At 72.4% G+C, this 20,766-nt stretch carries 19 protein-coding genes; 12 read left to right on the plus strand and 7 right to left on the minus strand.

What is annotated here, in order from left to right; translation table 11 throughout:
• The first annotated feature begins 15 nt into the window (after positions 1-15).
• The 3 genes from ACFYZA_RS14055 (at position 16) to ACFYZA_RS14065 (ending at position 3,672) form a co-directional block, all read left to right on the plus strand.
• Positions 16-369: a metalloregulator ArsR/SmtB family transcription factor gene (locus tag ACFYZA_RS14055; RefSeq protein WP_053728831.1), complete on the plus strand. Its 354-nt coding sequence runs from the start codon at positions 16-18 to the stop codon at positions 367-369.
• Positions 353-2,938 (plus strand): magnesium-translocating P-type ATPase, encoded by a 2,586-nt coding sequence (mgtA, locus tag ACFYZA_RS14060; protein ID WP_388490213.1) that lies wholly within the window; start codon positions 353-355, stop codon positions 2,936-2,938. The genes ACFYZA_RS14055 and mgtA overlap by 17 nt, the downstream gene beginning before the upstream one ends.
• Before the next feature lie 206 nt (positions 2,939-3,144).
• Positions 3,145-3,672: a GNAT family N-acetyltransferase gene (locus ACFYZA_RS14065; RefSeq protein WP_388490216.1), complete on the plus strand. Its 528-nt coding sequence runs from the start codon at positions 3,145-3,147 to the stop codon at positions 3,670-3,672.
• 56 nt (positions 3,673-3,728) lie between these two features.
• On the opposite strand, the gene ACFYZA_RS14070 is transcribed toward ACFYZA_RS14065, so the two are convergent.
• Positions 3,729-4,160, minus strand: coding sequence for a GNAT family N-acetyltransferase (locus ACFYZA_RS14070; protein WP_382590810.1), 432 nt, complete (start codon positions 4,158-4,160; stop codon positions 3,729-3,731).
• Positions 4,161-4,384: 224 nt separating this feature from the next.
• On the opposite strand from ACFYZA_RS14070, the gene ACFYZA_RS14075 reads away from it, so the two are divergent.
• Both ACFYZA_RS14075 and ACFYZA_RS14080 read left to right on the plus strand, forming a co-directional pair.
• The gene (locus ACFYZA_RS14075) at positions 4,385-5,224 is read left to right on the plus strand and encodes an NAD(P)H-binding protein (RefSeq protein ID WP_388490219.1); all 840 of its coding nucleotides are present in this window, start codon (positions 4,385-4,387) and stop codon (positions 5,222-5,224) included.
• Between the two features lie 163 nt (positions 5,225-5,387).
• Complete coding sequence (locus tag ACFYZA_RS14080; RefSeq protein WP_382590806.1) at positions 5,388-6,140, plus strand: Mut7-C RNAse domain-containing protein; 753 nt, start codon at positions 5,388-5,390, stop codon at positions 6,138-6,140.
• Positions 6,141-6,241: 101 nt separating this feature from the next.
• Here the strand turns inward: ACFYZA_RS14080 and ACFYZA_RS14085 are convergent, their stop codons facing one another.
• Entirely contained in the window at positions 6,242-6,745 is a 504-nt protein-coding gene (locus ACFYZA_RS14085; protein ID WP_382590803.1) for a MarR family winged helix-turn-helix transcriptional regulator, read from the minus strand.
• A gap of 131 nt (positions 6,746-6,876) precedes the next feature.
• A complete protein-coding gene (locus ACFYZA_RS14090; protein ID WP_382590800.1) occupies positions 6,877-7,458 on the minus strand; it encodes a TetR family transcriptional regulator in 582 nt (193 codons plus the stop codon).
• Positions 7,459-7,643: 185 nt separating this feature from the next.
• On the opposite strand from ACFYZA_RS14090, the gene ACFYZA_RS14095 reads away from it, so the two are divergent.
• The gene (locus ACFYZA_RS14095) at positions 7,644-9,194 is read left to right on the plus strand and encodes an FAD-dependent monooxygenase (RefSeq protein WP_388490224.1); all 1,551 of its coding nucleotides are present in this window, start codon (positions 7,644-7,646) and stop codon (positions 9,192-9,194) included.
• A 64-nt stretch (positions 9,195-9,258) separates the two neighbouring features.
• Here the strand turns inward: ACFYZA_RS14095 and ACFYZA_RS14100 are convergent, their stop codons facing one another.
• Positions 9,259-9,981, minus strand: a complete 723-nt coding sequence (locus ACFYZA_RS14100) for a hypothetical protein (RefSeq protein ID WP_382590794.1) — start codon at positions 9,979-9,981, stop codon at positions 9,259-9,261.
• Between the two features lie 75 nt (positions 9,982-10,056).
• On the opposite strand from ACFYZA_RS14100, the gene ACFYZA_RS14105 reads away from it, so the two are divergent.
• Together ACFYZA_RS14105 and ACFYZA_RS14110 are read left to right on the plus strand one after the other, a co-directional pair.
• Positions 10,057-10,392, plus strand: a complete 336-nt coding sequence (locus ACFYZA_RS14105; RefSeq protein WP_388490228.1) for a YnfA family protein — start codon at positions 10,057-10,059, stop codon at positions 10,390-10,392.
• A 117-nt stretch (positions 10,393-10,509) separates the two neighbouring features.
• A complete protein-coding gene (locus ACFYZA_RS14110; protein WP_382590791.1) occupies positions 10,510-11,274 on the plus strand; it encodes an SDR family NAD(P)-dependent oxidoreductase in 765 nt (254 codons plus the stop codon).
• 30 nt (positions 11,275-11,304) lie between these two features.
• Here the strand turns inward: ACFYZA_RS14110 and ACFYZA_RS14115 are convergent, their stop codons facing one another.
• Positions 11,305-12,132: a helix-turn-helix domain-containing protein gene (locus ACFYZA_RS14115; protein WP_382590788.1), complete on the minus strand. Its 828-nt coding sequence runs from the start codon at positions 12,130-12,132 to the stop codon at positions 11,305-11,307.
• A 595-nt stretch (positions 12,133-12,727) separates the two neighbouring features.
• On the opposite strand from ACFYZA_RS14115, the gene ACFYZA_RS14120 reads away from it, so the two are divergent.
• Positions 12,728-13,804, plus strand: coding sequence for a hypothetical protein (locus tag ACFYZA_RS14120; protein WP_382590785.1), 1,077 nt, complete (start codon positions 12,728-12,730; stop codon positions 13,802-13,804).
• 482 nt (positions 13,805-14,286) lie between these two features.
• On the opposite strand, the gene ACFYZA_RS14125 is transcribed toward ACFYZA_RS14120, so the two are convergent.
• A complete protein-coding gene (locus ACFYZA_RS14125; RefSeq protein WP_382590782.1) occupies positions 14,287-15,480 on the minus strand; it encodes an RtcB family protein in 1,194 nt (397 codons plus the stop codon).
• Between the two features lie 200 nt (positions 15,481-15,680).
• Between ACFYZA_RS14125 and ACFYZA_RS14130 the strand changes: the two genes are divergently transcribed.
• From ACFYZA_RS14130 to ACFYZA_RS14140, 3 genes are all read left to right on the plus strand, one after another.
• Positions 15,681-16,550, plus strand: coding sequence for a DUF3558 domain-containing protein (locus ACFYZA_RS14130; protein ID WP_388490233.1), 870 nt, complete (start codon positions 15,681-15,683; stop codon positions 16,548-16,550).
• A gap of 34 nt (positions 16,551-16,584) precedes the next feature.
• A complete protein-coding gene (locus ACFYZA_RS14135; RefSeq protein ID WP_388490236.1) occupies positions 16,585-17,352 on the plus strand; it encodes a DUF3558 domain-containing protein in 768 nt (255 codons plus the stop codon).
• A gap of 104 nt (positions 17,353-17,456) precedes the next feature.
• Positions 17,457-18,830 carry a DUF2637 domain-containing protein gene (locus tag ACFYZA_RS14140; protein ID WP_388490239.1) on the plus strand — a complete coding sequence of 458 codons (1,374 nt, stop codon included), beginning with the start codon at positions 17,457-17,459 and terminating at the stop codon, positions 18,828-18,830.
• A gap of 126 nt (positions 18,831-18,956) precedes the next feature.
• On the opposite strand, the gene lysS is transcribed toward ACFYZA_RS14140, so the two are convergent.
• The gene (lysS, locus tag ACFYZA_RS14145; RefSeq protein WP_388490242.1) at positions 18,957-20,675 is read right to left on the minus strand and encodes a lysine--tRNA ligase; all 1,719 of its coding nucleotides are present in this window, start codon (positions 20,673-20,675) and stop codon (positions 18,957-18,959) included.
• Between the last annotated feature and the right edge of the window lie 91 nt (positions 20,676-20,766).

A 20,766-nucleotide genomic window follows, 5' to 3' on the forward strand; every position in this document is an offset into this window, starting at 1 on the left:
GAGACGGAGGCGACGGTGACGACGACGAGCAGCACCGACCCGTCGGCCGAGGTGCTCGGCGAGGCAGCGGGCGTCTTCGGACTCCTTGCCTCGCCCGCGCGACTGCACATCATGTGGACGCTGAGCCATGGCGAGTCCGATGTGTCGGGTCTGGCCGAGAGGGTCGGCGGCGCGCTGCCGGCCGTCAGTCAGCACCTGGCGAAGCTGAAGCTCGCGGGGCTCGTCCGGTCCCGGCGGGAGGGACGGCGGGTCGTCTATCTCGTCGACGACCCCGATGTGGCTCAGATGGTGCGCTGGCTGGTCGCCCGTCTTGGCGGGGGCGTGAAGCTGCCGGGACCGTCGGGACTCGTCCGTGACCTGGGCGCCTGAGCGGATCTCTTCTCTGCAGTTGTCAAGGAGCACTCCGCTGCAGTTGCTTCGTTCGCTCGGCTCCGGTCCACGGGGACTCGTGGAGTCCGAAGCAGAGGCACGACTCGTGCGATATGGGGAAAACGTCCTTCCCGCCCGCCGAGTTCCGTCCCTGCCGATTATTTTCCTGCGCAGTCTGCGCGACCCCTTCACCGCCGTGCTCGCCTGCCTGGCGCTGGTCTCCGCGCTGGTCGCGGCCTGGGCCACGGCCTCGGTCATCGCGGTGCTCGTGGTGGTGAGCTGTGCGCTGCGGGCGGCCGGCGAGCACCGCGCCGACCGGTCGGCGGCCGGGCTGCGGGAGCTGGTGGCCAGCACCGCGACCGTGCTGCGCAGGACGGACGACGACGCGGCGCCGGTGGCGCGCGAGATCCCGGTGGACCAGGTGGTGCCCGGCGACGTGGTGCGGCTCGCGCCCGGCGACCTCGTACCGGCGGATCTGCGGCTGCTGCGGGCGACCGGCCTGACGATGCATCAGGCGGCGCTGACCGGGGAGTCCGCGCCGGTCCCCAAGTATCCGGTGGACGAGCCTTCGGCGCGGGCGGAGCCCGGTGCGGCGCACGCTCTCGACGAGCAGGACTTCGACCGGCCCGAGGCCTGCTTCCAGGGCAGCAGCGTGGCCTCCGGCAGCGGCACCGGGGTGGTGATCGCGACCGGGGCGGACACCCGGTTCGCGCGGGCCGACAAGCCGCGCGACGACGACCGCCGCACGACCGCCTTCGACCGGTCGGTGTACGGCATCTCCTGGATCCTGATCCGGTTCATGCTGCTCACCCCGCCGCTGGTCCTGATGGCCAACGCGGCGCTGCGCGGCCGGGGCCTTGAGACGCTGCCGTTCGCGGTGGCCGTCGCGGTCGGGCTCACCCCCGAGATGCTGCCGGTCATCGTGACGACCACGCTCGCGCGGGGTGCGTCCGCGCTCGCCCGCACCCACCGGGTGATCGTCAAGCGGCTGCCCGCGCTGCACGACCTGGGCGCCGTCGATGTCGTCTGCCTGGACAAGACGGGCACGCTGACCCAGGACCGGCCGGTCCTGGACTGCGCGCTCGACGGGTCGGGCCGTCCCGACGAGTCGGTCCTGCACTGGGCCGCCGTCAACAGCCTGTGGACCTTGCAGCTCGCCGAACTGCCCAGCGCCGACGCCCTGGACGCGGCGCTGCTCGACGCGGCCGAGGAGCGTCTGCCCGAGGACGCCCTGGAGTACGACGCGGTCGCCGCCCTTCCCTTCGACCCGGTGCGCCGCCTGTCCACCGCCGTGGTCAGCACCCCGCACCGGCTGGGGCACCACACCCTGGTCGTCAAGGGTGCCGTCGAGGACGTGCTGGACCGGTGCGCGCTCGCCGGCGACGAACGGGAGCGGACGGCCGCGCTCGCCGACCGCCTCGCCGCGGACGGGCTGCGCGTCCTCGCGGTGGCGCTCGCCGAACGGCCGGCCGCCGGGCGCCCGTACACCACCGCGGACGAGCGCGGGCTCACCCTGAAGGGCCTGGTCGGGCTGCGTGACGCCACGGCGGAGACGGCGGCGGACGCACTCGCCGCGCTGGCCCACCGGGGCGTCGCCGTGAAGGTGCTGACCGGCGACCACCCCGGCACGGCGGCCCGCGCCTGCCGTGAGCTCGGCCTGGATCCTGGCGAGGTCGTCAACGCCGCCTCCCTGGACGCCCTCGGCGACGCCGAGGTGGGCGAACTCGCCGACCGTAGTACTGTCTTCGCCCGCTGCTCCCCCGAGCGGAAGGCCCGGATCGTACGGGCCCTGCGCGAGCGCGGACATGTCACCGGTTTCTTGGGTGACGGCGTCAACGACCTGCCCGCACTGCGCGCCTCCGACGTCGGCATCTGCCCGCCCGAAGCCGTGGACGTGGCCCGTGAGACGGCGGACGTCGTACTCGCGGCGAAGGACCTCACCTCGCTCGACCACGCCATCGTGGCCGGGCGCGGCGGCGGGGCCACCATCGCGGGCTATCTGCGGATCACCCTGTCTTCGAACCTCGGCAACGTCATCGCGATGCTGACCGCCGGTCTGCTGCTGCCGTTCCTGCCGATGCTGCCCGCACAGGTCCTGGTCCAGAACCTGTGCTTCGACGCCGCCCAACTGGCCTTCGCCTACGACCGGCCGCCGGCCTCGGCACTGCGCCGCCCGCTCAAACTGCGCCCCCGCGAAGTCCTCGCCTCCGTGACCGGATACGGCGTGCTCAATGCCGCCGCCGACCTCGCCACCTTCGCCGTTCTGGTCTGGGCGGTCAGCGACACCCGGGGCGAAACGTCCTTCCACGCGGGCTGGTTCACCGAGAACCTGCTGACCCAGGCCCTGGTGATGGTCCTGCTGCGCACCGGACGCGGCGGTGGCATCCCGGTCACCGCGGGCGTGCTCGCACTGACCGGCCTGCTGCTCCCGCTCTCGCCGCTCGGCCCGCTGATCGGCATGGCCGCGCTGCCCCTGGCGTACTACCCGCTGCTCGCCCTGGTCCTCAGCCTGTACGCGGGCGCCCTGTACTGGCTCACCCGACGGACGCGCGGGCCGAGCACTCCGTAGGAGGCCGCGTCCGACCCCGCGCGAGCACTCCGCGGGAGACGTCCGTCGACTGGTCGCGCCTCGCCGCCGAACTGGGTCCTGCCGACCAGGCCCATCTCGTACGGGACTTCACCGCGACGCTCGGCGTCCCGCCCTCGGTCCTGCGCCCCGGGGCCTCCCGCCCCTGATCGGGGGCATTGTCAGACCCGGCGCCTACAGTTCTGGACATGAGCGACACAGCCCGTGAAGTTCCCCCGCGCATCCGGCTGATGGCCTGGTCGGACGGAGATCTCGGCCTGCTCCGCAGGAAGAACGAGCCGGAGATGACCGAGCACCTCGGCGGCCCGGAGTCCGAGGAGAAGGTGCTGTCCCGGCACGCCAAGTACACGGCGATGAGCGCCCGTCCCGCCGTCGAGGGCCGGATGTTCAAGGTCGTCCTCGACGGGACGGGCGAGGCCGTCGGCTCGGTCGGGTACTGGCCGCGAATATGGCAGGGCGAGCCGGTGTACGAGACGGGGTACGGCATCCTCCCCGAGTTCCGGGGGCGCGGCCTGGCCGTCGCGGCGCTCCGGGCCGTCGTGGCACGGGCCCGTGCCGCGGGCGGCGCGCGCACGCTGCACGCCTATCCGTCCGTGGACCACACGGCCTCCAACACCATCTGCCGCAAGGCCGGGTTCCAGTGCGCCGGCGAGGTCGAGTTCGAGTACCCGCCGGGCACACGGACCCCCTCCAACGACTGGTGGACCGGCCTGTAGGGCCGTGACCCGGCTCGGTCCACCCGCTTCCGCTCCGCTCGGTCCAGCCGCTCGGCTCAGTCCAGCCGCTTGTTGAAGTTGAAGGCGGTCACCGCCATGCGCTCGCGGAAGTAGAAGCGGTGGGCGTCGGTGCGGTGGGTGCCGGAGTCGAGGTTGAGCGAGGTGCAGCCGGCCGCCCTCGCGTGCGCCTCCAGGTGCGTGAGGAGCGCGTGGCCCACACCGGCGGAGCGGGCGGCGGCCGCGGTGACGAGGTCGTCGACGTACAGCTTCCGTACGGCGCTGGTGTTGACGATGACCCGCCATCCGGCGGCGCCGACGCAGGCCCCGTCGTCGGCGTAGGCGGCGGTGAAGCGCAGCCCCTGGGCGTGCCCTTCCGCGTAGATCTCGGCGAAGAGTTCCTCGGTGAGGTGCGGGCGCAGTTCGCTGAGTACCGGCAGCAGGTCGTCCGTCAGACGCGGGTCGCCCGGCTCGAGGTCGATGATCTTCATGCGGGAAGGGTAGAGGCCGCGGGCCTCCCGCCCCCGCCCGGGCCGCCGAAACGCGCTTGACGGTCGCGGCTCCGTCGAGGATATTTATCTGCGTAACGCAGATTCCGCTCGATGCAAGTTCTTGATACAAGGTGGGGACGCCCGGCCGCGACACAGGCGCGCCCCTCGCTCGCCGGCACTGCCGTCGTAGTCCCAACTTCCTTCAACCGAGGGGTATTTCCGTCATGACGATTCTGATCACCGGCAGCCGCGGCAAGGTCGCCACCACTCTCATCCCGCTGCTGCGCGAGCGCGGGCTCGACGTGCGCGCCGCCTCCGCGAGCCCCGACAAGCTGACGCTTCCGGACGGCGTGGAGCGCGTCGTCTGCGACCTAGACGACCCGGCGACCTTCCCGGCCGCGCTGGCCGGGGTCGAGTCGGTCTTCCTGTACGCCAACCCGCAGCACATCGAGGAGTTCCTCGCCGAGGCGAAGGCGGCCGGGGTCCAGCACATCGTGCTGCTCTCCTCCAGCTCCGTCTTCGAGCCCGGCGCCGACGCCAACGCCATCGCCGCGATGCACAGTGCCGTCGAGCGCGGCCTGGAACACTCCGGCATCCCGTCGACGTTCCTCCAGCCCGGCGGCTTCGCGGGCAACGCGCTCGGCTGGGCCTGGTCGGCCAAGTCGAGCGGCGCCGTGGACCACCCCTTCCCCGGGGCCCAGTCCAGCGTCATCCACGAGGCGGACATCGCGGACGCCGCGCTCGCCGTCCTCACCCGTCCCGAACTGCGCGGCCGCGCCCACCACCTCACCGGGCCGGCCTCCCTCAGCGTCACCGAGCAGGTCGCGGTGCTCGCCGATGCGGTCGGGCGCCCGCTCGGTGTCAACGCCGTGAGCGCCGAGGCCTGGAAGGCGTCGACGGCGGAGTTCATGCCGCCCGCCATCGCGGACGCGCTGCTCGACTACTTCGCCTCGCACGAGGGCCGGCCGGACACCGTCACCAGCACCGTCGAGGAGCTCACCGGCCACCCGGCCCGCACCTTCGAATCCTGGTCCCGCGAGAACGCGGACGCCTTCCGCCCCTAGCCACCGCGCCTTCATGATCCGCCCCAGGGAAATCCCGGCTCACCTCCAGGCCAACCCGGCTTGCCGCCCAGGACAACCCGAGCCCCCGGCGCTCCGGCGCGAGCACCGGGGCGCGCCCCGAAATCCCTGGCCCGCAGCACCGTCGCAATGCCATCCTGACGGCGTGAACGGACCGGAGATCCACATCGACTTCGCCCCCGAGCTGCGGCTCTTCGTTCCGGCGAAGCGCCGTGAGGGCCCCAGCAGCTTCGTGACCGACGGCGTGTCCACGCTCGGCCATGTCGTCGAGTCGCTGGGCGTCCCGCTCACCGAGGCGGGCCGGCTGTTCGCGGACGGCCGCGAGGTCCCGGTCTCCCACATCCCGACGGCGGGCGAGACCGTCGAGGTGCGCGCCGTCGACCGCCCCCAGAAGGTGCCGGGCGCCCCGTTGCGCTTCCTCCTCGACGTCCATCTCGGCACGCTGGCACGGCGGTTGAGGCTGCTCGGCGTCGACGCGGCGTACGAGAGCGAGGACATCGGGGACCCGGCCCTCGCCGCGCTCTCCGCGCGGGAACAGCGGGTCCTGCTGTCCCGGGACCGCGGCCTGCTGCACCGCAGGGAGCTGTGGGCCGGGGCGTACGTCTACAGCCACCGCACCGAGGAGCAACTGCGGGACGTACTGGGCCGGTTCACGCCCGTCCTCGCGCCCTGGACGCGGTGCACCGCCTGCAACGCGCCGCTGCGGGAGGCCGACAAGGAGGCGGTGGGCGACCGGCTGGAGGACGGCACCCGCAGCACCTACGAGGTCTTCGCCGAGTGCGGCTCCTGCGAGCGGGTCTACTGGCGCGGCGCCCATCACGCCGCGCTTGAGGCGATCGTCGACGAGGCGGTGCGGGAGTTCGGCGCGGCCGGGGCCCCGGCGGACCGCGCCGGGTAACCGGACCCGGGGCTACCCGGTACGGCTCGGGCCTGCGCGCCTCGGCGGGGTACGGCCCAAGTCCGGGCGCACACCCGGCGGTTCGGCCGGCCCGGTGTGCCTCAGATCCGGCCGCTCCGGAGGCGCTCCACCTGGGCGGTGCTGAGGTCGACCGTGCGGCGCATGTGCGTGGCGATGAACGCGATCTCGTCGTCCTCGTACCCGTCGAACATCTCCCACCAGGCCCCGTTGAGCCGGCCCCAGACCTTGCCGAACTCGGCCATCCGCTCGGGCACCACCTCGACCAGGACCTTCCTGCGGTCCTCGGTGTCCCGGTGGCGCGTCACATAGCCGGCCTTCTCCAGGCGGTCGACGAGCCGGGTCGCGGAGCCGGTGGTGAGCCCGGTCAGCTCGGCGATCCGGCCCGTGGTGACGGGTCCGGGTTCCAGGCCGAGCAGGTTGAGGCACTGGACATCGGTGGGATGCAGCCGCAGATGGTCGGCGAGCGCCTGGTTGAACAGGGCGTACGAGGCCATGTAGCGGCGCGAGACGGCTCCCAGGTCGCGCAGCAGATCGGCTCGGCCGTCGTGGTCGGCCGGCCCTCCGGAGCGGTTCTTCTGTGCCATGCAGAGAGTGTACGGAGCAGTTTGTCTCCGGGGGAACGGGCCGGGCTCTCCTGGGGGCCGCACCCCCAGGAACCCTCTCCCGACCCCCCTCCCGGGGCTCCGCCCCGGACCCCGCACCCAGCCCCGCCCCTCTAGGGCCGCTCGGCCGTGAGGTAGCGCTGGACCGTGGGGGCCAGCCAATCGATGACGTCCTGGCGGGACATCGTGACCGCCGGCGGGAAGCGGAGCACGTAGCGGGCTATCGCCATGCCCAGGATCTGGGAGGAGACCAGCGCAGCCCGGCGCGGGGCGTCGTCCGGGGTCGGGCAGACGCCCGCGACGACCGGGACCATCTGCCCGGTGAAGACCGCCCGCACCCGTTCGGCGCCGGCCGCGTTGGTGACGCCGACCCGCAGCAACGCGGTCAGCACGTCGTCGTTCTCCCAGCGGTCCAGGAAGTGCGCCACGAGCACGGCGCCCAGGCCTTCGACGGGCAGCGTGTCCGGTCGCGGAAGGCGCAGGTCGATCTCGGAGGCGGCGGCGAACAGGCCCTCCTTGTTGCCGTAGTACCGCATGACCATCGACGGGTCGATGCCCGCGTCCCGGGCGATGGCCCGGATGGTCGCGCGCTCGTAGCCGTCGGCCGCGAAGCGCTCGCGGGCGGCGTCCAGGATCGCGGCCTTGGTGGCTCCGGAGGTGCGCCGTGGGCCTCCGGCCTGGGCTTCGGTCGTCATGCCAACGACTGTAGGCCAACACCTGTTGACATGCCAGTCCCGGCGGTTCTACATTTGCCAACAAGCGTTGACCAACGCCCGTTGACCCACACGCGTTGGCCCTCAGTCGGCCTCCCTGTGCGGACCTCCACCCGCGATGGCCCACGGGCGCCGGTCCAACAGGGTTCGGCATCGAGGAGGCAGTCATGAACGACACCACTCAGGCTTCCGGCTCCACCGGCTCGTCCCGCACCACACATCCCGCCGGCTCCGAAGACTCCCTCGCCCAGGAGCGGGAGCGGCCCTTAGCCACTGACGTCCTCGTGGTCGGCGCGGGCCCGACCGGGCTGCTCCTGGCCGGCGACCTGGCCGCCGCCGGGCTGCGCGTCACCGTCGCCGAGCGCCGGCCGCACGGGATCAGCAACATGACGCGCGCCTTCGGCGTCCACGCGCGCACCCTGGAGATGCTCGACGCCCGGGGTCTGGCCGAGGAGTTGGTCAAGCGGGGCACGACGATCGACCAGATGGACATGTTCGGCCACATCAATCTGGACCTGACCCGGCTGCGCTCGCGCTTCCCGTACCTGCTCGTTAGCCCGCAGTACGAGATGGAGCGGCTCCTTGAGCGGCGCGCCGAGGCCGAGGGAGTCCAATTCCGTTACGGGGCAGCACTGCTGAGTGTCCGTCAGGACGGCCAAGGCGTGACCGCCGAGCTGCGCGAAGGCGACAGGGACAGCGACGGCGAGCGACGCGTCGAGGTCCGGGCCCGCTATCTCGTCGGGACCGACGGTGTGCACAGCGGGGTCCGCGAGGCGCTCGGGCTGCCGTTCCCCGGCGTCGCCGTGATCCGTTCGATCGTGCTCGCGGACGTACGCCTCGCCACCGAACCGGACGCCATGCTCAAGGTCAGCGGGTCGGGCGACTCGTTCGCCGTCGTCGCCCCGTTCGGCGACGGCTACTACCGGGTCATGGGGTGGAACCGGCGGCGCCAGGTCCCCGACACCGAGCCCGTGGACCTCGAAGAGCTGCGCACCATCGCGCGCGAGGCCTTCGGCACCGACTACGGGATGCACGACGCCCGTTGGATCTCCCGCTTCCACAGCGACGAACGCCAGACCCCCTCCTACCGCGTCGGCCGGGTCTTCCTCGCCGGGGACGCCGCGCACGTCCACTCCCCCGCCGGCGGCCAGGGCATGAACACCGGTCTCCAGGACGCCGCGAACCTCTCCTGGAAGCTCGCCGCCGCCCTGCACGGCCGCGTCGCCGACGCGGACGCGCTGCTCGACAGCTACCAGGCCGAACGCCATCCGGTCGGCGCGATGGTGCTGCGCAGCAGCGGAGCGCTCGTGCGGCTCGCCATGGCGCACAACCCCCTTCAACGGGCGGGCCGTTCGCTGGTCGTACGCGTCCTCGACCTCGTCCGCCCGGCCTCCGACAAGGCGATGGGGATGATCAGCGGGCTCGCCATCTCCTACCGGGCGGAGCGCGGCGCGCATCCGCTCACCGGGAAGCGCGCCGTCGACCTCGACCTCGTGGAGGGCCGCCTCTACGAGCTGCTGCGCCGGGGCGAGTTCGTCCTGGTGACACCCCGGGACAGCCGGCCGATCGCGCCACGGGGCGTGGTGGGCGCGCACTGGCGGAGCGGGCGCGGCAGCACGCTGCTGGTGCGGCCCGACGGATACGTGGCCTGGGCGAGCGACCGCCCGGACCCGGCCGGGCTGCACGCCGCGTTCGGCCGCTGGACCGGGCACGCGTAACGGCGGGCGGTCGCCCCGGCGGCCGAGCCGTCCGTAACTGGCGCAGCCCGTAAGGGAGTTCGGGTCAGAAGCTGTAGGGGTCGCCCGTGGCCGGCGCGAGCACCCGGTGGGTGTTGTTCGCCGGGTTGCGGTCGTTCGCGCCGCCGTTCCAGGCGGTGTCGATGTCGAGGGCGACCTCCGCCGGGTCGCCGGCGACGGCCACGTCCAGGGCGAGCCGTACGCCGCTGCCCGCCGCCCGCATCGAGCCGGTGCCGCACAGCAGCGTCGCGGGGCCGCCGCGCAGACAGCTGGGCGGCAGGGTGGCACCGGGGTCGAGCGGCGCCGAGAAGCGCAGCCGCACGGTGGCCCCGGAGACCTGCGCGGGGCCGTGGTTGTCGGTGGTGAGCCAGACGCCGACCCGACCGTTCCACAGGGAGACATGCCCGTGGTACGCCACGTCCGCCTCGGCCCCGGCACCTGAAGCAGCCCCTTCCGCCTCGGCCCCGGCGGCCGCACCCGAAGCAGCCCCACCCGTCCCGGCTCCGGCGGCGGCACCCGCCCCAGGGGCGGAGGCCGTCGTTTCCGCGCCCTCCTGGCCGGGCCCGGTCGCGCCGCTCGGCGTGCCGGTGGCGATCAGCGCCGCCGCGGCCAGTACGGCGACGGCGACGGTCGCCAGGATCCCGCGGGCCCCGGTCGCGCGAGCCGCCCCGGCTCCACCACGCCCACCGGGCCCACCGGACTTGCCCGCATCGCTCGGTCTGCCAGACCCGTTCGGCCTGCCCGATCTGTTCATCACACGAACCAACATGAGCGAAAGGTACCTTTCGCCCCATATTTACCAAGCGCGCCACCCCGGGCGTCCGCCCCGTGCCACCCTGACCCCATGCTCGTCGCGCGCTCCGTTCTCCTCTTCGTCCTCGCCGCCCTCTTCGAGATCGGCGGGGCGTGGCTCGTCTGGCAGGGCGTCAGGGAGCACCGGGGCTGGGTGTGGATCGGCGCCGGGGTCCTGGCCCTCGGCATCTACGGGTTCGTGGCGACGCTCCAGCCCGACGCCGAGTTCGGCCGCATCCTCGCCGCGTACGGCGGTGTCTTCGTGGCGGGCTCCATCGCCTGGGGCATGGTCGCGGACGGCTACCGGCCCGACCGCTGGGACGTCACCGGCGCACTGATCTGCCTGGCCGGGATGGCCATGATCATGTACGCCCCGCGCGGCCGCTGAGGCCACCCCGGCCGCGCCGCATCCGGGCCACCGGACCCGCCCCGCCCCGCCCCGGCCGGTCGCGTCCGGGCCCGCCTATCCTGGCCGCGTACTCACCACACGCGCGAGGAGCACGACATGACTGCCGCCGGGACCCCGATCGCCGTCGTCACCGGAGCGAGCAGCGGGATCGGTGCCGCCACCGCCCGCGGGCTGGCCGCCGCCGGCTACCGCGTGGTGCTGACCGCCCGCCGCAAGGACCGCATCGAGGCGCTGGCCGCCGAGATCATCGAGGCGGGCCACCAGGCGACGGCGTACCCGCTGGACGTGACCGACCGGGCCGCCGTCGACGAGTTCGCCACCGCCTTCCGCACCATCGGGGTGCTCGTGAACAACGCGGGCGGCGCGCTGGGCGCCGATCCGGTCGCGACGGGCGACCCGGACGACTGGCGGCAGATGTACGAGACGAACGTCATCGGCACCCTCAACGTGACCCAGGCCCTGCTGCCCGCGCTCGAGGCGTCGGGTGACGGCACGGTCGTGATCCTCTCCTCCACGGCGGGCCACGCCACCTACGAGGGCGGCGGCGGCTATGTCGCCGCGAAGAACGGCGCCCGCGTGCTCGCCGAGACGCTCCGCCTGGAGATCGTGGGCCGGCCGGTCCGGGTCGTCGAGGTGGCGCCCGGCATGGTCAAGACGGACGAGTTCGCCACGACCCGCTTCCGCGGCGACACGGAGAAGGCCGCGAAGGTGTACGCGGGCGTGGCCGAGCCGCTCACCGCCGACGACGTCGCCGACACCATCACCTGGGCGGTCACCCGGCCGAGCCACGTCAACATCGACCTGCTCGTGGTCCGGCCCCGCGCCCAGGCCTCCAACACCAAGGTCCACCGGGAGTCGTGACCCGGTTGGGGCGGCCCCGGCGGGACCGCCCTACTGCGTGTTCGCCCGCAGCATCGGGGTCCTGGTGTGGCGGCGCTTCTCGCCCGCGTGGAACACCAGGATCATCAGGCGGGCCCCCGGCGCGGCCATCGGCTGGGCGGCGCACATCGTCACCCAGCCGGGCCCTAGGGTCGCGTGGTTGAGCGGGCGCTCGTCCCCGTCGAGGTGGAAGTAGCTGCTGGCCTGGTGGTAGATCCCGGCGGCGAGCGGGTCCGCCAGGACCTCCTTCTCGATCTGCGCCAGCGTCTGGTCGGCGGGGTCGGCGGCGAGCGCGGCGCGCAGCTGGGGCAGCACCAGCGGCGCCCAGGAGTGCTCCCAGTCGGTCAGGGTCTCGCGCGCGGCGGGGTCGACCGCCATCCACCGCATGGTGTTCTGCGGCACCCGGCCGCCGGGGAACATCGTGGTCCAGCGCTCGTTGTAGGCCAGCAGGTTCCAGGACCGGTCGTTGACGTACGCCATGTGCCCGATGCCGTCGACGGCCTCCTGCCACACGCCGGGGATCTCCTCGCCGGACTGCGAGTGCAGCGGGAACGGCGGGTCCTGACCCAGGCAGTAGCGCCACAGCGCCACCCACTCCTGCTCGTTCATGCCGAGCAGCCGGGCCACGTCCTGGAGCAGGTCGGCCGGCGGGTTGGGGTAGCGGCCGGACTCCAGGCGCCCGTAGGTGTCGGGGGCGCGGTGCAGGATCTGGTCTATCTGGGCCTGCGACAGGCCGGGCGCCCGCCGTCCCTGCCGGGTGGGTCTGCTCAGCCCGTGGCTCTCGGGCTTGATCAGCGCGCGGCGCTCGCGCAGCAGGGAGCGCAGAGCGGGCTTGTCCATCTGTGGTTCTCCCCCGGTAACGGGCGGCCGGCGACAGAGCCGCTGGCCGCGCGGTTGGAACAGCCGCTCCCGACTCTCGGTCCCGACTCTGCGATCGGCACCGGGCCGGGTGCTCGGCGTGCACCGGCTGGCCGGTGCGCATCCCATGGTCGGCGTACGTTCCATTGTGGGCGTACGTGCCCTGGTCGGGGCGGATGGTTTCCTCGGTCTCCACCGCATCCACTCCGCGGCCGCCGGGTTCGGATCGGCCCACGGGCCAGTGGGCACACGGCCGCCGACAGCGCGAGGGCCCCGGACGGAGGCGTCGGGGGCTGAGACAACAGTCACTGCGGGCGGAGGCGAGGACGGCGCCGGCCCTCACGGCCGGAGGGCGGGCCGGAGCTGATTGGCGAGGTGTGCCCTTTCGTGGACGGGTCGGGTACGGTCGGCCCACTCCGGGCACAGCTCTGGGGACCGCGCCCCAGGGCCGGCCACCGAGGCACCCGCCAGGAGAGACCCCACCAGTACGGTGACCGATGGGGTATGCACGGATCAAGCGGTAACGGATGCGCACGTACGCAGGGCGTATACACGCAACGGCACAACGGGGGCATAGATGGGCGAACCGGGCGATCGGCCGGCCGACGCCGAGGACGCCGTCGGGGCCGGGGACACCGAGGGCACCAAGGAGCTGTCGCCCGAGGCCGTCGACGTCTACGGGCGGGTCACCCGTCACGAGCACCTCGACCCCGAACGGGACGCCCGCGCGCTCGCGGAACTGCGCCACTGGGGCCTGGTCACCACCGACCCGCACCTGCCCCATCTGCCCATCGCGCTCGACCCCCAGGAGGCGGGCCGGCGCCGCCTGGACGAGGAACTGCGGCGCATGGCGGCAAGGGCCGCGCTCGCGGCCCGCATCCCCCAGCTCACCGACGAGCTGGGCCTGCACTTCGAACGGGCCAAGTGGCGCTCGGGGCGCGGTTCGGAGTTCCTCGGCGAGGCCGAACTCGTCAACGCCCGTATCGAGCAGGCCATCGGACGGGCCCGCGCGGAACTGCTCACCGCACAGCCCGGCGGCCCGCGCACCGAGGCCCAGCGGGCCGCCGCCGAGGAGCGGGACAGCGTCGCGCTGGCCCGGGGTGTCCACATCCGCAGCCTGTACCTGGCCACCGGCCGCGACGACGCGACGACCCGCGACTTCGTGCGCGCGATGACGAGCCGGGGTGCCCAGTTCCGTACCCAGGTCACCCAGTTCCAGCGCTGTGTGGTCATCGACCGGCGTCAGGCGTTCATCTCCGACCACGTCGTGAACTCCGCGCCCGGCCATGCCTCCTGGCACGTGCGGGACCGGGCCGTGGTGGCGTTCATCGCCGAGGTCTTCGAGGAGTGCTGGCGCCGGGCCGACCCGTGGCACGGCGACCCGCACGGCGGTGCGCCCCGCTCCGCCGGGCCCGGCGGCACCCGCACCACGCTGCTCCAGCGCGAGATCCTGCGGGACATGGCGCGCGGCATCGAGCAGCGGCTCACCGCGCAGCGCCTGGGCATAGGGCTGCGCAGCCTCTCCAAGGAGGTGCACACGCTGCGGCAGTTGTTCGGGGCGTCCACGCTCCAGGAACTCACCTATCAGTGGGCCCTGTCGGACGAGCGCCTCATCGACGACCACCCGCCCCACCACGGTCAGGCCACGGCCTGACGCCCCGCGACCGGCCCGGACCGGGCCCATCCGGCCACCTGACCTCGGCTTCCCGCCCGGCGGGCCGGATCTTTTCCCATCCCGCTTTTCAGCGGATAAATCTTCAGCGGAAAACCAACGGCGCTTGCTGCATGCTGAATGAGGACGATCAACTGCCCTGTGAAGGGCGGCACCTGATCGCCTGACGTCCGCTTTCACGAGGACGTTGTCCGCGTACGCCAGAACCGGCAGTGCAGGGCATGGGCAGACGATGCCCTGCCGGGCGTCCCGCGGACACCGGGTGGCTTCTGCCACTGCCGCCCGGGCAAAGCCGGACCCCTCCCCGGTACGTCCTCGTGGTGCGGGCGCAGTGTCCGGCAGCCTTCGGCTCGCCGAAGGCACAGCCGTGCGCCCCTTCCGGCGCTTTCCCGGCATGCGGGCCGGGAAGAGGCGGCGGCCGGGGGCTCACGCCCCCGGCCCGGCCGCGCTCCCCCTTCAGGGCCTCAGCCCTTGACGCACACCACCTGCTTCAGCTTCGCCACGACCTCCACGAGGTCGCGCTGCTGGTCCATGACCTTCTCGATCGGCTTGTAGGCACCCGGGATCTCGTCCACGACCCCCGAGTCCTTACGGCACTCCACGCCCCGCGTCTGCTCGACCAGGTCCCGCGTCGAGAACGCCCGCTTCGCCGCGCTGCGGCTCATCCGCCGACCCGCGCCGTGCGAGGCCGAGTTGAAGGACGCCTCGTTGCCGAGGCCCTTCACGATGTACGAGCCCGTGCCCATCGAGCCGGGGATGATCCCGAAGTCCCCGGACCCCGCCCGGATCGCCCCCTTACGGGTGACGAGCAGGTCCATGCCCTCGTACCGCTCCTCCGCCACGTAGTTGTGGTGGCAGGAGATGACCGGCTCGAAAGTGACCCTGGCCTTCTTGAACTCCTTGCGGACCACGTCCTGGAAGAGCGCCATCATGATCGCGCGGTTGTACTTCGCGTACTCCTGCGCCCAGAACAGGTCGTTGCGGTAGGCCGCCATCTGCGGGGTGTCCGCGACGAAGACGGCGAGGTCGCGGTCGACCAGGCCCTGGTTGTGCGGCAGCTTCTGCGCCTGGCCGATGTGGAAGTCCGCCAGCTCCTTGCCGATGTTGCGCGAGCCGGAGTGCAGCATCAGCCAGACCGAGCCCGTCTCGTCGAGGCAGAACTCGACGAAGTGGTTGCCCGAACCCAGCGTCCCCATCTGTTTCGCGGCCCGCTCCTCGCGGAACCGCACCGACTCCGCGATGCCCCCGAACCGCTCCCAGAAGCCGTCCCACCCGGAGGCGGGGAAGCCGTGCAGCCGGGACGGGTCCACCGGGTCGCGGTGCAGGCCGCGGCCCACCGGGATGGCCTGCTCGATCTTCGAGCGGAGCCGGGAGAGGTCGCCGGGCAGGTCGTTGGCGGTCAGCGAGGTCCTCACCGCGGACATGCCGCAGCCGATGTCGACGCCGACCGCGGCCGGACACACCGCGCCGTGCATGGCGATGACCGAGCCGACGGTGGCGCCCTTGCCGTAGTGGACGTCCGGCATCACGGCGAGGCCCTTGATCCACGGCAGCGTGGCGACATTGCGCAGCTGCTGCATCGCGCCGTCGTCGACCGACGCCGGATCGGTCCACATCCTGATGGGCACCCGCGCCCCGGGCATCTCCGTGTACGACATGATTCCTCGAACCCCCGAAAGCAGAAACGGCACCAAAGCCGCAAAAACGCACGTATGGCAAAAACAGGAGCCGAAACCCACAACCAGGACAGTGGACCGGCGTTCACAGGTGCACGTGCGATACACATTGTGTCCGGCCACCGCCCTCGGGCGGCAACTACTTTTTCCCCAGTCGGCCCGCTGAAAGGAGCCCGGAAACCGTGCAGCGAAAGGCGTACGTGCCTGGTCTCGCGCTCCTGGTGGCGCTCGCCTCCGGCTGTTCCGCGGCCTCCGGCGGCGACGGCTCGACCACCGATTCCAAGGCGGGCGAGACCAGGACGGCCGCGGCGCCCCCCGGCAAGTACCGCACCCTCCCCGAGCCCTGCCGGGCCGTGAACAAGAGCGTGCTCAAGGACATGCTGCCCGGCGCCGCGTCCCTCGCGGAGGCGGACGCCACCAAGGAGTACGCGGGCAGCGCCGACCTGACCTACGACACCGACCGCCGGGTCGGCTGCCGCTGGAAGGACGAGACGCCCGACGGTGTGCGCAGGCTCACGGTCGACTTCGAACGGGTCGTCTCCTACGACCCCACGGTGAGCGACGACGACCAGACCAAGCAGCTCTACGCCAAGAAGGAGACGGCGGCGAACCTGCCCGCCCCGCACAGCGCCGCCCCCACACCTTCCGCCTCCAAGTCCCCGAGCCCCGGCGGTTCGCCGTCCTCCGGCACCCCCTCCGTCCCGGCGGGGCCGCCCACCGGCGCCCCGTCCTCACCGGGCACGGGAACGGGCACGGGCACCGCGTCGCCGAGCCCCTCGGACGGCGGCGACAAGGACGGCCTCCAGCCGCGCAGGCTCAGCGGCCTCGGCGACGCCGCGTTCCTCAACGACGTATCCTCCCCGTCCGGCACCGGCGGTGCCTCGGCGGCCGGACAACGTACCGTCACAGTGGTGTTCCGTACGTCCAATGTCATCGTGACCATCGATTACACCGACCAGGCCACCGCGTCCGCCGTGGCCCCCGACAGCAAGGAGCTGCAGGAGCAGGCCCAGGCCCTGGCCGGCAAGCTCGTCGAGCAGTTCAGCGAATAGCGCGCCAGCGCGAAGAACGAAGAGCGAAGGAATCATGCACCGATCAGCCCCGGCCACCCCCGAAAAGGCCCACGCCCCGGCCCCGCGCATCCGGCTCGCCCGTGTCCTCGCCTGTGCCGCCGTCCCTGTGATGCTCGTCGCAGTGGGCTGCTCCTCCGACTCGGGCGGCGACAAGAAGACGGACTCGCCGTCCTCGGCGTCCTCCTCCGGCGCCGGCAAGCAGGCCTCCTCCTCGCCCTCGCTCGCGCCGGCGAAGTTCAAGAAGCTCCCCGAGGCGTGCCCGTCGGTCAGCGAGAAGACGATCGACAAGTACGTGCCCAAGGCGAAGACGAAGGCGGGCGAGGTCGGCAAGACCTCCGACCCGCAGTCCCAGGCCAGCTGCACCTGGAACGGCCTGGAGGACAAGGGCGTCGACGGCTCGAACTACCGCTGGCTCGACATCGACTTCAAGCGCTACGACTCCACGCAGGGCCTCGGCACCGGTGACTCGCTCGCGCAGAAGCAGTTCGACCGGGCGGTCTCGGCGGCCCAGTCGACGGGCGACGCGAAGAACGTGAAGACCGCGCCGGTCTCCGGCCTCGGCGACCAGGCGACCGCCATCACCTTCGACCTGAAGAAGGCCGACGCGGACTTCCGCTACGGCGTCGTCGTGGTGCGCACCGCCAACGCCGTGGTCGCCGTCGACTACAACGGCACCGGCTACCAGGGCGCGGACGCCCCGGCGGCCGGCGACGTCCAGGAGGGCGCGAGCGCCGCCGCCAAGGAGGCCGTGGCGGCCGTGGCCACCGCGAACAACAAGTAACCCCCGCGCGACCGTCCGGAGTCCGGCCCTCCCCTGTGGGCCGGACTCCGTACGCATGTGCCAGGCTGTGCCCGCCAGTTGCTTGACAAGGGGAGGGGACGCGGGTGGCCGCGACTCAGCTGACACGGACGCACCGCATTCTGATCGGGGTGGTGGTCGCGGGTGCCGTGGTGATCGCCGGGATCGGTTTCGCGGGTTCGTACGCCGCGGTCCGCGAGCTCGCGCTGCAGAAGGGCTTCGGGAACTTCTCCTACGTCTTCCCGATCGGCGTCGACGCGGGCATCTGTGTGCTGCTCGCGCTCGACCTGCTGCTGACCTGGATGCGCATCCCGTTCCCGCTGCTGCGGCAGACGGCCTGGCTGCTCACGGCCGCGACGATCGCCTTCAACGGCGCCGCCGCCTGGCCGGACCCGCTGGGCGTGGGCATGCACGCGGTGATCCCGGTCCTGTTCGTCGTCTCCGTCGAGGCGGCCCGGCACGCGGTCGGCCGGATCGCGGACATCACCGCCGACAAGCACATGGAGGGCGTCCGCCTCACCCGCTGGCTGCTCTCGCCCATCCCCACCTTCCGGCTGTGGCGCCGCATGAAGCTGTGGGAACTGCGCAGCTACGAGCAGGTCATCAAGCTCGAACAGGACCGCCTGGTCTACCGCGCCCGCCTCCAGGCCGTCTACGGCCGCGCCTGGCGCCGCAAGGCCCCCATCGAGTCGCTGATGCCGCTGCGCCTGGCCAAGTTCGGCGTCCCGCTCGCCGAGACCGCCCCCGCGGGCCTGGCCGCCGCCGGCATGGAACCGGTGCTCCTGCCGCCCGCGCCGCCGGCCCCCCGCCCCGAGCCGCAGCCCGAACTGCCGCCCGTGCACACGCACACCCCGCCCGAGGAGCCCCCGCTCCAGGCCGAGCCCGCCCAGCCGGAGCCGGGCCGGGAGCAGGCGCAGGCGCGGGCCTACGCCGGGCCGGAGCAGCCCACCACGCACGAGAGCCCGTGGTTCGCCGCCCAGCACGTCTCGCCCGAGGAGTACGAGGGCACCTACGACCCGGCCTTCGCCGAGGCCGAGCCGCAGCAGCCGCAACCGCAACCGCAACCGCAACCGCAACCGCAACCGCAACAACAGCAGCCCCAGCCGGGCCAAGTGCCGGGCCAGGACCCGGTGATGGTGCCGTCCGGGCCCGGCCGCGAACGCCCCCTCGGCGTGCCCGCGCCGCGCGCGGCGGGTCCGCAGCCCGCGCAGGAGCAGGCGCCCGTCGCCGAACCGGCCCCGACGGAGGACGAGTTCGCCCAGTTCGCGGACATCGCCTACGACGTCTTCCGCCAGCACGTGCACCAGGAGGGCGACTACCCCACCGTCGAGACGCTCGACATAAAGCTCACCGACGAGCACGGGGTGCGCTACCCCGACAGCGCCGCCGTCCTGCGCAAGCTGCACCCGCAGTTCAAGCAGCACTTCGAGGCCCAGGCCGTCGAGGACCACATCGCCTGACGGCTCGTCAAAAGCCGTACCGCGCACCGCACTTGATCCAAGCCGAAGGGCCGCCACCCGGGAACGGGTGACGGCCCTTCGCCGTGTACGGGACCGCACCGAGTTCGTGCGGAGTTCGTACGGGGATCAGACGGCGAGCAGCTTGCGCACCCGGTCCGCGCCCACGGCGAGCAGCAGCGTGGGCAGGCGCGGGCCCGTCTCACGGCTCACCAGGAGCTTGTAGAGCAGCGCGAAGAACGAGCGCTGGGCGACCTTCAGCTCGGGCGTCGGCTTGGCGTCCGGCTCCAGACCGGCCATCACCTTCGGCACGCCGTAGACCAGCGTGGTCAGCCCGTCGAGCGACCAGTGCGAGTCCAGGCCCTCGACGAGCAGCCGCAGCGACTCGCGGCCCTCGGCGTCGAGCGAGCCGAGCAGTTCGGTGTCCGCCTCCTCGCGGACCAGGGTGCGCTGGTCGGCCGGGACCTGGCTGGTGATCCAGTTCTCGGCGCGGTCCAGGCGCGGGCGCACCTGGTCGAGCGAGGTGACCGGGTTCGCCGGGTCCAGCTCGGTGAGGATGCGCAGGGTCTGGTCCTCGTGGCCGGCGGTGACGTCCACCACCGAGGCCAGCGTGCGGTACGGCAGCGGACGCGGGGTGCGCGGCAGCTCACCGGCCGCGGTGCGGGCGGCCCTGCTGTGCGCGGCCGCGTCGGCGGGCAGCACCGAACCGTCGGCGACCTTCGCCTCCAGCTTGTCCCACTCGTCGTACAGCCGCTGGATCTCCTGGTCGAAGGCGATCTTGAAGGACTGGTTGGGCCTGCGGCGGGCGTACAGCCAGCGGAGCAGCTGCGGCTCCATGATCTGGAGCGCGTCGGCCGGGGTCGGCACGCCGCCCTTGGACGACGACATCTTGGCCATGCCGCTGATGCCGACGAAGGCGTACATCGGGCCGATCGGCTGGACGCCGTCGAAGATCGACACGATCTGGCCGCCGACCTGGAACGAGGAGCCCGGCGAGGAGTGGTCGACGCCGGACGGCTCGAAGATCACGCCCTCGTACGCCCAGCGCATCGGCCAGTCGACCTTCCAGACCAGCTTGCCGCGGTTGAACTCGCTGAGCAGGACCGTCTCCGAGAACCCGCACGCGGAGCAGGTGTAGGTCAGCTCGGTGGTGTCGTCGTCGTAGGCGGAGACGACCGTGAGGTCCTTGCCGCAGCCGCCGCAGTAGGGCTTGTACGGGAAGTAGCCCGTCGAGCCGGTGCCGTCGTCCTCGGCCGCCGCGCCGGAGCCCTCGGCGGCCTCCAGCTCGGCCTCGTCGACCGGCTTCTGCGACTTCTTGCCCGGGGCCTTCTTGGTCCGGTACTGCTCCAGGATCGCGTCGATGTCGCCGCGGTGCTTCATCGCGTGCAGCACCTGGTCGCGGTAGACGCCGCTGGTGTACTGGGCGGTCTGGCTGATGCCGTCGTACTCGACGCCCAGCTCGGCCAGCGCCTCGGTCATGGCGGCCTTGAAGTGCTCGGCCCAGTTCGGATACGCCGAGCCCACCGGCGCCGGGACCGAGGTCAGCGGGCGGCCGATGTGCTCGCTCCACGACTCGTCGACACCGGCCACACCCGCCGGCACCTTGCGGTAGCGGTCGTAGTCGTCCCAGGAGATCAGGTGCCGCACCTCGTACCCGCGGCGGCGCACCTCGTCGGCGACCAGGTGCGGGGTCATGACCTCGCGCAGGTTGCCCAGGTGGATCGGGCCGGAGGGGGAGAGGCCGGACGCGACGACGACCGGTTTGCCAGGCGCACGTCGCTCCGACTCGGCGATGACATCGTCCGCGAAACGGGAGACCCAGTCGGTCTCGGTGCTGCTCTGAGCCACGGTCGGCACGTCCTTCTTTCTCGTAATGCCCTCGTCTGCCCTGGAGAGGCCGGCACGCTCATTCTCCCAGACGGAAGGAGCTCCTCCGGGG

Source organism: Streptomyces sp. NPDC001828, assembly GCF_042892175.1.
Classification (GTDB): domain Bacteria; phylum Actinomycetota; class Actinomycetes; order Streptomycetales; family Streptomycetaceae; genus Streptomyces.